At 54.5% G+C, this 12,568-nt stretch carries 10 protein-coding genes and 1 pseudogene; all 11 read left to right on the top strand.

What is annotated here, in order from left to right; all coding sequences use genetic code 11:
- The 11 genes and pseudogenes from LOY33_RS21495 to LOY33_RS21440 all read left to right on the top strand — a co-directional run bounded on the left by LOY33_RS21495 (position 1) and on the right by LOY33_RS21440 (position 12,565).
- Entirely contained in the window at positions 1-984 is a 984-nt protein-coding gene (locus LOY33_RS21495; protein WP_236066297.1) for a hypothetical protein, read from the top strand.
- A 445-nt stretch (positions 985-1,429) separates the two neighbouring features.
- The gene (locus LOY33_RS21485; protein WP_054916624.1) at positions 1,430-2,023 is read left to right on the top strand and encodes a tail assembly protein; all 594 of its coding nucleotides are present in this window, start codon (positions 1,430-1,432) and stop codon (positions 2,021-2,023) included.
- 67 nt (positions 2,024-2,090) lie between these two features.
- On the top strand, positions 2,091-2,507 hold the full coding sequence (locus LOY33_RS21480; protein WP_236066296.1) for a DUF2846 domain-containing protein: 417 nt from the start codon (positions 2,091-2,093) through the stop codon (positions 2,505-2,507).
- Positions 2,508-3,908: 1,401 nt separating this feature from the next.
- Positions 3,909-5,111, top strand: coding sequence for an ATP-binding protein (locus LOY33_RS21475; protein ID WP_236066295.1), 1,203 nt, complete (start codon positions 3,909-3,911; stop codon positions 5,109-5,111).
- Between the two features lie 292 nt (positions 5,112-5,403).
- On the top strand, positions 5,404-5,619 hold the full coding sequence (locus tag LOY33_RS21470) for a hypothetical protein (RefSeq protein ID WP_210014859.1): 216 nt from the start codon (positions 5,404-5,406) through the stop codon (positions 5,617-5,619).
- Positions 5,620-6,029: 410 nt separating this feature from the next.
- Positions 6,030-6,233 carry a hypothetical protein gene (locus tag LOY33_RS21465; protein WP_210014858.1) on the top strand — a complete coding sequence of 68 codons (204 nt, stop codon included), beginning with the start codon at positions 6,030-6,032 and terminating at the stop codon, positions 6,231-6,233.
- Between the two features lie 233 nt (positions 6,234-6,466).
- A complete protein-coding gene (locus LOY33_RS21460; protein WP_210014857.1) occupies positions 6,467-6,988 on the top strand; it encodes a hypothetical protein in 522 nt (173 codons plus the stop codon).
- A 450-nt stretch (positions 6,989-7,438) separates the two neighbouring features.
- Positions 7,439-8,761 (top strand): integrase arm-type DNA-binding domain-containing protein, encoded by a 1,323-nt coding sequence (locus tag LOY33_RS21455; RefSeq protein ID WP_258662921.1) that lies wholly within the window; start codon positions 7,439-7,441, stop codon positions 8,759-8,761.
- 901 nt (positions 8,762-9,662) lie between these two features.
- Positions 9,663-9,907, top strand: a pseudogene (locus LOY33_RS21450) (integrase); the annotation flags it as partial.
- 571 nt (positions 9,908-10,478) lie between these two features.
- Positions 10,479-11,465, top strand: a complete 987-nt coding sequence (locus LOY33_RS21445; protein WP_258660013.1) for a hypothetical protein — start codon at positions 10,479-10,481, stop codon at positions 11,463-11,465.
- Positions 11,462-12,565, top strand: coding sequence for a hypothetical protein (locus LOY33_RS21440; protein WP_258660011.1), 1,104 nt, complete (start codon positions 11,462-11,464; stop codon positions 12,563-12,565). Before LOY33_RS21445 ends, LOY33_RS21440 begins: the two co-directional genes overlap by 4 nt.
- The last annotated feature ends 3 nt before the right edge of the window (positions 12,566-12,568 follow it).

Raw genomic sequence — 12,568 nt, 5'->3', positions numbered from 1 at the left:
ATGACCACGCCAATGAAACAGGCGGATTCAGCCGCCAAGACGAAACAACGGGTTTCAGATGAGCAGCGGCACCTGGTGCTGGAGTTGCGCCGCCGTCACTCGCTGCGCGAAGTGGCCGAAGCGACCGGCCTGCCGCTGGGAACGGTGAAGACCCTGGTTTCACGCTCCGGGATATTCCGCGACAACGGGCAGCACCGCGCCATGTTCACCCTGCCGCAGATCAGCGCCAGCACCGAGACCCTACCGAGCGTGCCCGAGCTGCCGCCGCAGGAGGTGGTGAGCGGCGACAAGGAGGTGGATGCGGTGCTCTGGCTGCGCTCGATCATCGGCACCGGCCATAGCGCTCTGATTGAGCGAGCCATGGAGGGCGCCAAGAAGATCAATACGCCGCTCGATCTGCTCGAAAAACGGTACCGGGATTACCTGGTGGCCACCAACCCCGGCCACCCATTCGCCGCCATGTCGTCGTTCGGGTTCGCTGACCTGGAAGCCCTTGCCACGCGGGCCATCGAGAAGCATCAACTGAGGCAGGAGGGCGCCGCCCGCTTTGGTGATGACCTCCTGGCCGATACCGAGGCGGAATCGTTTTGCATCGATGCGCTGCGCGGGCTGGAGACTACCGGCCAATTTGGTGACTTCGACAAGGGCGAGGTAGCCGCCCGGTTCAACGCCCACCCTGAACTGCTGCCTCACACCCTGGCTGATTGCCTGTACGAGCTGGGCTACTGGGACCACCTCTACCGGCTGCGCAACGCCGTCGATCGGGACGCCAGCGACGGGCCGCCCGAGGCAACGGCACGGGATTGGTTTGTGTTCGGCCTGCTGGCGCAGATCCGGCCCCGCAACAAGGCCGAGGCGCTGACGGTGTTCCGCTACCTGATCGCCAGCCAGCGCGATGACATGGCGGAGTCTGAGGCAATTCTTTGCAACCTGATTGGAGCCGCGCCAAGAAACGCAACTGCGCGAAAACGTGGCGCGACATAGAGCAACACCACCGGGCACCAGCCCATGACCAGCGCCAGTGGCGCCCATGCGAAAGAGATATCCATGAACGATCAATACCAAGGAGAAAGCAATCTATGACCACGTTCCAAGAACGATTCACAGAGGCCTGCAAGGCCACCGACTTCGCCGACAATTCGAAGGCCATCAGCGGTTACGACGTGTGGGATGTTCGGTGTGTCCGTGATGGTAAGCACGTCGATATTGACGGCCCTTTCTTCACCGAGGACGAAGCACGAATTTCAGCTGATCTACTCCGAGGTACATTCCGCGGAGCTAGGGCCTATTCCTCCTGCCACTGTGCGGCATGGAATCCTGATCCGAAACGGGAGCAACTGATCCGTGATCAGGCTCGCATGTCGCGCGCTCTACTGGCTTGCCGACTCAATCTCCCGTCCCCCACTAACCCAACTCAGGAGACTATCTAATGGCCGCATTAGCAATCGAGTACACCCCGCGAACGACCATCATACTGGGCGGCTTTCTCGGGAAGAAATACGGAAGGAAGCACCCTTACCTTCTTTCCGGCCATGGCGACATCCGGGAAGCGACGAGGGCGATAGATGTGAATCATCCGGGGTTCGCTCAGGATCTCGCGAGAGCCAAAGCCAGGGGGCTTGAATTCGCAGTATTCCGAAACGGCAGGAATGTCGGCGAAGAGGAGTTTGGCCTAGGCGGCTGTCGCGAAATCAGGATTATTCCGGTGATCTGCGGAAGCAAGCGGGCGGGTGTTTTGCAGACGGTTATTGGAGCGGCGCTAATAGTAGGTGGTTTGGTGCTGCAACAACCGTGGATGATGCAAATGGGGGGAGCGGCTCTTATCGGAGGAGTGATCCAGGCGATTAGCCCGCAAAGCCAAGGGCTCAAGACTAGTGCGGCGCCCGAGAACACACCGGGCTATGCCTTCGGCAGCGCCCGAAACACCACTGCCAGCGGCAACCCCGTGCCGCTCTGTCTGGGGCGTCGGCGATGGGGCGGAGCTATCATCAGTGCTGGTATTTACGCTGAAGACCAAATGTAGCGGGTGTTCATTTGCGGCGGGAGCGTGATAATTTCATGCTCCTTTCCGCGCTAAGAATGGATGAAGCATGATGCGTCTTGCAGGATTAATTTTGGCTGCCGCTACTTCGCTGGCCGGTTGCGCCACCTCCCCGATCCCTTCTAACCAGGCTGACCCAGTACCAACTTCCAGGTTGACTGGATATCAGGTCAAGCCAACGACTGGTCATGGAACGCTAGTTGTTACCAGGGATACCGGGTTTACGGGGTCTGCATGCAATACGCTGGTTTACATCGATGGCAAACAATCTGCAGAAATTGGTTCTGGAGAGACCGCGAAGTTTTACCTGCCTGCTGGTGAGCGCATTATCGGAGTTAACTCAACGTCCTTATGCGGAGGCGGGCTTAAGGAGAGGTCGTTTGTGATGGATGCTGGCGCAACCAAAAAATATCGGATCTCTATTGATACCAGCATGAGCATGGACCTCTCGCCGACAGCGTTCTAGCCTGCCATGGCCTCCCTCTACACCGCGCCACGAAATGCGACCTCACAGTTTTGTGGCGCGGGACAGACCAAAGCGTCTGAGTCGGACCATATCGTCTGTCTCGCTGAGCTGGCGCCCAGGTTGTGGGAACGAGGCGGTAACCAGTTCTGGTAACCACGCCTGGTAACCAGTCTGGCCTGGTTACCGGGAGGCGTTACACGGCCACACCCGCGCAGGGGCAGTTCCGGCCAGGAACTAGTATTTGCTAACAGGGCCGGCACCCGGACGGCGGTACTGGGCCGTTCTCATGTGAACATTTGTCAACGGCTGTCCGGGTCGCTGGCGCGGAACAGATCGCCCAGCATCCAACCTGGTATCCACGAAATGAGCAGATCCAGCAGGGCGTGGCGGGCCTGGTTCGCGCAGCGCTTCACGCACGATCTTCGCGCAGTCGGAGTGCGTGATGCCGCGGAGGTACGCAGCCAGGTACGCATTCTGACGCTGGTGCTGGGCAAGTTCGCGCCGGTGGTTCGCACTTAGGTTCGCAACCCCCTATGCACGAACCTTCCGTGCGAACCTGAGTGGCCTGCCTGTTGAGAAATGTTGAGGTTGCCAGCCGGCGGTTTCCACCCTGGTTTCCACGGTAATGGAGCCTTGCCAGCGGCAACCGGTCCAGTGCTCCGAGCATCGAATGAGCACATGAAAACCACAATGCTCGCTGCCCAGCGCCAGCCAGCACTTTGACCACGCTTTGACGGAATGTGAGACAGGCATGATACGGAACCAGCACCGGGTGGGCGTCAGAGGCCCGGCCTATGCGGGAGGCCGTCAAAGTAAGGGCTTTTGCCGTCTCATACCCCCGACAGACCCCTGACGGATTCTAGACAGGCACTAGACGGATCAGGAAGCATCTGACGGCCGTAGCCCACATGGGGCGCCGCGTGCGGCTGAATTCAAGCCGTAGTCCCGTCAAGAGTTCTCAGCGCGGATTCTGGACAGGTTCTGGACGGATCGGCGCCAGCACCAGCAGGTAGAACTCCAGGAAACCAGCGGCTGGCTTAGCGCGCGGGCAACCCGATCATGCCTGGGCCGCTCGCCTCGTCCAGAATGGCCCGTACCCTAGACCTGCCCTTGACAGACCTTGACGGAAATTCTTGACCCTTCTTGACGGATTCGACCGCTGGCGCTTGAGCGGGATCGGCTGTGAGCCTTGCTGTACAGGGGCTGGCGATAGAACTGCCTGAACTTCGGTAGCGGTTGCCCTCAAGAAATTCGGTGGCCTCGTCAATGGTAAAATGCAATGAAACCTCTTAGCTCTATGAGGTTTGCCGCCGTCAAGCTATATCCGACAAAAGGGCTTTGACATTTAAAGCTCAGGGTGTAAATTTAGTACTCTTTCTAAGTTTATAGCTGGAGCTAATCATGGCCGCATTTCAGAACCCTTTCAAGCCGGGCGCGGGGCACATGCCTCCCTACCTCGCAGGTCGGGAGGACGAAAAAAAGGAATTCGCGCGCCTATTAGGTCAGAAGACCATCCTAGAGAACCTGGTGCTCACTGGCCTGCGCGGGACTGGTAAGACCGTTTTACTCGAAACCTTCAAACCTATGGCTCAGCAAGCTAAGTGGTTGTGGGTAGGTACCGACCTTTCTGAGAGCGCTAGCTTAAATGAAGGCAGTATCGCTACCCGGTTGCTCACGGATCTCTCGGTGGTGACATCCGGAGTAAAAGTTGGCGAGTTTCAAGTGTCTGAAGGGATTGGTTTTTCTAGAACTGAATCCATGGTGAGTCAAACTTTAAATTTTCAGACACTTCAGAGTATATATGAATCAACGCCGGGTCTTGTAGAAGACAAAGTTAAGCGAGTGCTGGAGATCGTTTGGAGTGCTATTGCTGGCTTGGGTGTTTCTGGAATAATATTTGCTTATGACGAAGCGCAAAATCTATCTGATCATGCGCAGAAAGATCAATTCCCCCTTTCTATGCTGCTGGACGTGTTTCAGTCAATACAGCGAAAAGGGATTCCCTTCATGTTGGCGCTTACGGGGCTACCAACGCTTTTCCCAAAATTGGTTGAAGCGCGGACCTACGCTGAGCGTATGTTTCGGGTGGTAATGCTCGACAAACTGAGCGAAAGTGCAGTTCAGGACGCGATTCGGATTCCGCTGCAAGAATGCCCGGTTAAGCTATCTGACCCCTCAATGCGGCAAATTGGGCAGCTTTCTGGAGGATACCCATACTTTGTTCAGTTTATATGTAGAGAAGTGTATGACGTATTCATACAGCAGATGGATAACGATGAGCAGATTGGCGTCCCCGCTGATGAAATTCTACGCAAGCTAGACAGCGATTTTTTTGTTGGACGTTGGGCACGGGCGACAGACAGACAACGTGAGTTGCTTGGTGTTATTGCTGAACTTGAGCATTGCGACGGCGAGTTTTCCGTTCAGGATGTAACAGTCAAGTCGAAGGAGATGCTAGAGAAACCGTTCAGTAGTAGCCACGTTAATCAAATGCTTTCGAGCCTGGCTGATTCTGGTTTGATTTATAAGAACCGTCACGGTAAATACTCATTTGCTGTGCCGCTTCTTGGTCAATTTATTAGGCGGCAAAAAGAATATATGTAATTTTAGTTTTATAAAAAGTTAGAGCCGGCGAAGGCGGCGCTTCGTCGGCTCTGTGTGAGCTGTTTAGAAGGAGCTCACCCTTGCAGTGCGGCTGCTCACGGAATGTTAGTCGTTTCCGTGACGTTAGCCCACTTTTCCGGCTGGTTTGCAAATCGCCTAGGCTGACCTCTAATGGCCGCCGGCTGACCAACCCGCCTATTTAGGTCAGCTCCAGTTATGGGGATTTATTTTGGCAGCTGTCAATCCTTGCCCATCAGCTATGGTTTCTCGACAGATGATCGGAGAGCCACGGATGCGAGAACTACAGATTGTTGCCGAGGTGCTCGAGCGCCTCAGTCATAACCAGGACGCGCTGAGGGCCTCAGTGGAGGAACTGACCAAGTGGGTTGGCGAGCGGGGATCGGATGCGGTTGTGGGTAACGTCAACGGCGCGCTGGCGACCATGGATGACAATATCGATGCCGTGCGACAGGGAATCGCAGAGCTGGTGGCTGCGAGCATCCGATAGCCCTGCAGAGCCGGCTGGCCAGCCTCGGCGAAACTACCAATATTGATCGACTCGACGAGTGCCCGTGTGTGGAAAACGACACGCTGTGCAGATGTTGACATGGTGGCCTGGCCCCTAAGGCGGTACAGCGCCGGGCAAGTGCGGGCGCCGCCGTCCGAGTGAACCATGTAGGCCTGGTCGCGGCGCGGGAGCAGACCCATGGTGACCTGATGCTGGCGGCGAAGATGCGCCAGACCGGGGCGGGCCAGCGGGTCTGACGAGAAAGAGGAGGAGCAACGAAAATGTGCAGGCGGCGCAGGTACAGCAGGTGACCGATCGGCCTGCCGTGAACTACCCGGATGCTGGGTAGTTATCAGATAATCCGGTGCCCAGCTCGCCACGTTGAGCACCATCACATCGAGGGCCGCGACATGTCCGTTATCGATTGCGACTACCTACCCCAACCGGAGCCGGTCCAGTTCCCGCCAGAGCTGGCGCTACTGATTGTCAGGAAGGCCGCTGCCATGGCCGAGGCATTCGAGAGCAAGGCGCTCGACCAGATGACCATGGACGCCAGCTGGGCACTTCGCGATGGAATGGAGCCGCGCAGGATCATCAGGCAGATGGGGCTGTAGATACTGGCAAACTTTCCGGTATCCGTTCAGACAAAGGGGTTGCTGTCATCGCAACGCCCGCCGGCGAGCAGACACGGTCGTTGGATGGTGAAGCGCCAAGCCACCATTCCGGGGTGCTGGTGCCCGGCTATACACCACCTCCCAAGCATCATCATGTTAGAGGCTCTTGGCATGGAGCTGCGTAGGAAGGATGATGGCCCTAAGCCATTGAGTTTGGAGGGAGCAACTGTGACATGAGGTCCGATGATGAAGAGTACAAGCTGTACGAGAAGATCTACCTCGCTGAGGCTGACCGTAAGGAGAAGTTAATCTCCAGGCTGAATCTGCCGCTCGCGCTGATCGTAGCCCTCTTGAGCTTCCTCTCTTACCTCCTTCCCAAGGCACCGGCGACAGAAACGACCGCGGGTATCTTTTTCTGGATTCTGTACCTAGGGGCAGGGATTTTCGTTGTCAGAGCGATGTGGCATTTCGCTTGGGCCTGGCGCGTCCGCTTTGATGACCTAGCCATACCGGTGGCCGAGAAGCTTGAGGCACATCGGAAGACGCTGATCGACTACTACGACGGAAGCGTTGAGCAGGCAAACAGCTTCTTTATGCAGATCATGATGGACTACTACGTCATGGGAGCGACGAGGAATGCCACCAACAACGATCGACGAAGCAATGAGCTCGACGGTTTGTCGAGGAACGTCATCTACGCTGTGATTTGGTCGTTGATCTCCTTCCTACCGATCTTTATATCAACCCACCCATAGGAGCACTTCATGTCCGAGCGAAAGCCGCCACCACCTCCGCCGCCACCAATGAGAAACATCAAGAGTGATGTGGAGCTGCCAAGGCGCGTACCTCCGCCGCCGCCACCGCCGCCGCCCTCAAGAAAAGGGTAATAACAAGCCCTCTTAGGAGGGCTCGTTCATGGTTCCCTGATCGGAGTACTTTTCGTTTTAGGTATATGTTTAGGTATACAGTGGTGGCATTCCGTCATCGAAGTTCCCGATTTTATTGGGTTGGAGGTGCCTGATTCGACTCCTGTCTCCGGCACCAGTTCAGGTTCCAGCGAAGGCTACCAAAATCTCTGGAACCCCCGTAAAACCCGCCTTCTGGCGGGTTTTTTCGTTATGGCGTTCCGTCGGATTCCGGCAGCTGCCAGCCGATTTAGGGGTAACGTTTGGGATAAAGTCGATTCGATAAAGGGGTTTACCCTTATGGCTCGTACTACTGCTCCCCTGACCGACACCGCATGCTGTTCGGCCAAACCTACTGACCGCCCCTACAAGCTTTTTGACGGTGACGGTCTTTACCTCCTCGTTTACCCCAACGGCCGCAAAGGCTGGCGCTTCAGGTATGTGAAACCGGATGGGCGAGAGGGGCTGACCTCGTTTGGCAACTATCCCGTCATCGGTCTCGCAGATGCTCGGCAGAGGCGTCTGGAGACTAAGCGGATGCTGGCTGAGGGCATTGATCCGATTGCGTCCAAGCAGCAGGCCAAGGCCGAGGCGGTTGTCAGAGGCCACACATTCGAGCGCGTTGCCTTGGACTGGCATAAAGAGATGTCCGTGAAGTGGGCGCCTGGCCATTCAAGGACCGTGCTGAGTCGTTTGAAGACTCACGTATTCCCGGTGCTCGGTGCACGGGCCATCGTTGATCTGGATACCTTTGACCTCATGCAACCGCTTGAGGCGATCAAGAAGCGCGGCACGATCGATGTGGCTTTAAGGGTACAAAACTATCTGCAGAGCATCATGCGTGAGGCGAAGCGGCTGCGGCTGATCACGGTGAACCCAGCATATGACCTTGAGGGCTTCATCAGCGCGCCACGAGTTAAGCATCGGCCAGCACTTCCGCTGTCTCGCTTGCCTGAGTTGATGGACCGCATCGAGAACTACAAGGGGCGTACGCTCACTCGGCTGACCGTCATGCTGTCCTTGCATGTGTTTGTCCGGTCCAGCGAATTGCGCTTCGCGCGTTGGAGTGAGTTCGACCTGAAGCGTGGCATATGGGAGATACCTGACACGCGCCCCGCGTTAGACGGTGTTCCTTATTCGACCAGAGGAACGAAGATGGCAGGTGATATCCATCTTGTCCCTCTGTCACCGCAAGCTGTGGCGTTGCTCGAACAGATTCATGCGATCACGGGGTACTTCGATCTGGTGTTCACCAGTGACGCTCGCTCGTGGAAGCCTATGTCCGAGAACACGGTCAACAGCGCTCTGCGGAACATGGGCTACGACACCAAGACCGAAATCTGCGGGCATGGCTTTCGGTCCATGGCGTGCAGTGCCTTGGTCGAATCCGGGCTGTGGTCGGAGACTGCTATCGAGCGGCAGATGAGCCACAGGGAGCGCAACAACGTTCGGGCGGCGTATATCCACAAGGCCGAGTTCCTGGAGGAACGGCGAATGATCATGAGTTGGTGGAGCGGTTACCTCGACGCGAACCGGCAGGAGTATATCTCGCCGCATGAGTTCGCGAATCAGACCGGGGCAAACGTTTCTAGCCTAAGAGCAAGGCTTGGCGCAGTCGAGTGAGCGCACGGCTTTGAAATTTCGATGATCCGCTTTTCATGCGGGTCCATCCAAACAGGGCTGCAAAGCCGCCCTGTTTGGATGGACCTCACCTAAAAAATCAAAAGCACCCAATCGGCCACTGGAAACCACGGGATTCCGTACACGCCCAATGCCATTTTCTTCCGCAAAATCCAGCGGGCGAGTCGCTTGACCCTCTCGAATTGCGGGCGTAGAAAAGACAGTGCAAAGGCTGTCGTTGACAGCACCCCAGGTGACCCGAGCCTTCAAGGTCACGCCGCTCCCACGGTGGTTCTCCCCAAGGGCGATTCGCATCCGGCAGCTCGCCCGGTCACCTCCCCGGTGATGGATGCCAACTACATTTCATGGCCCTCGTGCGCCAGACGACACTTTCTATTGCGCTGCCCTGCAGCAACCTATCCGATTGGCCGACTATTGCGCCAACCTGCGCCCGTCTCTTTCTTCTGGAAAGAGACGGGCGCTTCTAACGCTGCTGCAGCCCAGCTCGCACAGAGCTTTGCGGCATTCCCCCTCGTGACAATCGGCGTGACAAACGCCGATGGCACCAGCAACAGCGCTGTAGATGATGGTGCCGCAGACCAAGGAATGGACTGCACCTGACTGACAGTCAGGCATGCCCCGGTCATCGCATTGCTGCTTGCACCTGGCTCAGGATCTTCAGGCGCTGGTCTCGTCAGCCAGTACTGCCTCCACCCGCCCACCGGTAACAGTGTTCAGGAGGCCAGATCATGAGATGCCTTTGCTCCCGGACGTAAGGAGCCGCCAGTCCCGCGAAGAGGACATTCCCCACAGGTCGCAGGGGCCTTGATCCCTGATAACACTCAACATTCTTGGCGGGATGACGTGGGGCGAGGATCGGAGAACGGCAGAGGAGGTGACTGACATGGTATTGGTGGGTAGACGCGATGGTCGTAATTTCGGCCACGGCAGGCAACTGAGCTACGCAGGGCCACAAGTGCTGAAAGACATGTTCGGTAGCGGTCATTACGGCACGGTCAAAGGGCACTTTGATCGGTAGCAGGCATTCGTGAGGTGGTGCCGTTCCGAACAGGGCCCGGTATCAATGATGCGCGGCAGATTGATCGAAATGTGTTGGCCGACTACGCGACGTATCTGAGCAGCGTGATTGCTCCATGCGGTGTTTGTGATATCTCTTTTCGTACAGAACCTAGGCACGGAAAACCAGTCTGCACTTCAGGCCGCGCCTTGGGCCCAGGCACTGCTCCCAGTGCACATGCCGACCGTTTTTCATGGAATTTTTTCCTTTAAAATCATTGATATATCGTCGATCTGGATTGATGAGTCTCAGGAAAAACCTGGGCGAGAGCTAGGATAATTGAGCGTCCTTCTCTTTCGGTAACGCCGCCATGCAAAAGTCAGTGACACAGACTACAAGCAATAGAGCCCCGAACGGCGAACACTCCCACCCGACGTATAGACTGCTCCAGCCCCCTTGCCTTGAAGCACAAGCAAAGACAGAATGATGGCCAAACGTCATCTATGTTTTGAAGGCATAAACATGCTTGCAAAATTCATATATTTATCGAGCTTGACAGCATGCACACCCTATTTGCAGCGAGAAATTAAAAAGTCTGAGTATGCGCTTGAGCCTTCTCGCGCCACTGACCAAATGACAATAGAAATTACGCTTCTGTAAAAAGTTATTAGATCCAAGCCAGAAATGTAAGGATATAGATATATGGCTGAAAATGAACACATTGCTAAACAAGCTGAGAACTTAGCAAGCGATTTATTTGCGGAATTCTTTTGGGATCGGGTAGGCCCTACCAACCACGACTGGCCTTGCGAAGCACAAGTAGAGCATGAGGTGACAACACATCCGTGCGATGTCGTGTACTACTATGACGAACCGTACTCAGCTCAACGAACCTATGTTCACTGCGACCTCAAGAGCTACGCAAAAGGTTCGATCAAGTCGCCAGCTATCAAGGCAGCGTTGATTAGCCTAGGCAAACAAATTGCGTGTGCTGACAAAAGTGCAGACTGGCAAGAAAAGCATGCTCATGACAATGTAACCTACTCAATCTGCGGCTTACTATTCGTATACAACCACGATGGCGAATACGATGCAGATTTCAATGCCTCATTATCCTTCATAGCAAATGAAAGCTTACAACTTCCGAAAGGAAAGCGAGTTTTCGTCCTCGGGCCAAAAGAAATTTTCTGGCTCGACAATGTCAGCAATGAAATCCGGCGCATGCGGGGGAAACGAGTTCCCGAATTACCAGGGCAAGAGCATTGCTACTATTATCACCCCCAATTAGTGCGCAAAGCTAACCTGCAAGTAAAAAAAGCCAAAGGTGCAACACTCGAGACACTAACCTCCCCGGTAATAATCTTAGAGGCTCGAGATCCTAAAGGCACTGCTCAGAGAAAGGTGGTAATATTTTACTCTCGAAAAGGTGAATCTAGCGACGAATTCATTTATCTTATCGACATCCTAAGAAAGTATGAGCTCCTAGACGAGAGGACCGAAGTAAAGATAAAAACTCTCAACCCCTCAGAGAACTCATCACCAACTTTCCAGAAATCACAACAACAGTATATTGAGGGATTGGCAGGCACGAGCACCGACCTGGGCGAGTATGTGCTTGCAATAAAGTATGAGCCCATCAGCGAAATAAAAACCTCCTACTCTACAGTAGACCTGGGAACCTGGTCATGAATGACTACTTAAATCACATTAGCGCTAATGACAATGACATCTACGACCTCTTAATTTCCGGAAAACAACGCATGACAGTCGCTGTTTTGCGTGAGCTGCTTAAGGATAGAGGGATTTTCTGCTCGACAAAAGATGAGCGGGATGACCTGTGCGACTACATAGCGATGCTTCCTCATGGCTTCCATGATATTGAAGCGATAGTTGATAAGCGAGAGCCTCCGGGGCGGCGAGAGAAAACAACAAATATCCAGTTTGGAAATGAGATCCCTATTGAAGATATAAGGGCCGCAGTAGAAGCCTACATCAAAGAAACAGGCCCAAGCGAAGCAGTCACACATAGAATCGTAAAGGATGGTGGCTACGCAATAAAAGTCGAGTACGACGAATTTAATCACAACCGAACCAAGCTTCTCCAGCGTGAGCGTAATGAGGCAAAAATTGATTTCTTAGTCGAGGGTGGGAAGACGATCGTTCGCCTGCCTGCCACAGACAAAGCAAAACGTGTAGTTGAAGCAATCAAAGAGTGTGTAGAGCAACGCCGGAAGGCTCCGCTCAATCAGGAAAAAGTAGAGCTATCCGAGCTGGCAACACCTGAATTGCGGTCGAAATTTTTCACATCGCTAATCTCGCAACTTCCGGGCTTTAAACTTCGAAACGTTATGAATCTCAAAGTATCCTCACTCAACAGAGGAGAAGAGGCCAACGATTCGCTAGATTTAGATATAGAAACGGCTGAAAGCGAAGCAGGCATGGAAATGTTCGCCGTAGTCCACAGTATGGCTTTGAGCGGGCAAAATCTTGTTCAGTCCAAAGAATACAAAGAGCTAAGCCAGCGTGGATTTTACATCACTCACATTTCGTGGAAATCTGAGCAAATTCAAAACCCACCCAACATAATTCGCTTTGAAGCCGGCTTTGAGGACAAGCAGAACTGCTTAGGATTTAGGTACGGCGTGCAGGGAGAGTTCAAATATCACAAAGGTGCGCATCGTAAGACCATGACTGCCGTGGACACTATTGACCGGGCCAAGTATTTTTCGATAATTGAACAAACAGCCCTCAAAATCAAGAATGAGTTAATCTCCGAGTCGGAGGCTTAATAT

Source organism: Pseudomonas sp. B21-036 (assembly GCF_024748925.1).
In the GTDB taxonomy this organism is placed as follows: Bacteria; Pseudomonadota; Gammaproteobacteria; order Pseudomonadales; family Pseudomonadaceae; genus Aquipseudomonas; species Aquipseudomonas palmensis.
This window is presented reverse-complemented; position numbering and strand designations above follow the sequence as displayed.

Bases quoted from the DNA above. Each gene is read 5' to 3' on its own strand.
- LOY33_RS21445 (WP_258660013.1), top strand. From the start codon at position 10,479: ATGGCTGAAAATGAACACATTGCTAAACAAGCTGAGAACTTAGCAAGC.
- LOY33_RS21475 (WP_236066295.1), top strand. From the start codon at position 3,909: ATGGCCGCATTTCAGAACCCTTTCAAGCCGGGCGCGGGGCACATGCCT.
- LOY33_RS21455 (WP_258662921.1), top strand. From the start codon at position 7,439: ATGGCTCGTACTACTGCTCCCCTGACCGACACCGCATGCTGTTCGGCC.
- LOY33_RS21485 (WP_054916624.1), top strand. From the start codon at position 1,430: ATGGCCGCATTAGCAATCGAGTACACCCCGCGAACGACCATCATACTG.
- LOY33_RS21480 (WP_236066296.1), top strand. From the start codon at position 2,091: ATGATGCGTCTTGCAGGATTAATTTTGGCTGCCGCTACTTCGCTGGCC.
- LOY33_RS21495 (WP_236066297.1), top strand. From the start codon at position 1: ATGACCACGCCAATGAAACAGGCGGATTCAGCCGCCAAGACGAAACAA.
- LOY33_RS21440 (WP_258660011.1), top strand. From the start codon at position 11,462: ATGAATGACTACTTAAATCACATTAGCGCTAATGACAATGACATCTAC.
- LOY33_RS21460 (WP_210014857.1), top strand. From the start codon at position 6,467: ATGAGGTCCGATGATGAAGAGTACAAGCTGTACGAGAAGATCTACCTC.
- LOY33_RS21465 (WP_210014858.1), top strand. From the start codon at position 6,030: ATGTCCGTTATCGATTGCGACTACCTACCCCAACCGGAGCCGGTCCAG.
- LOY33_RS21470 (WP_210014859.1), top strand. From the start codon at position 5,404: ATGCGAGAACTACAGATTGTTGCCGAGGTGCTCGAGCGCCTCAGTCAT.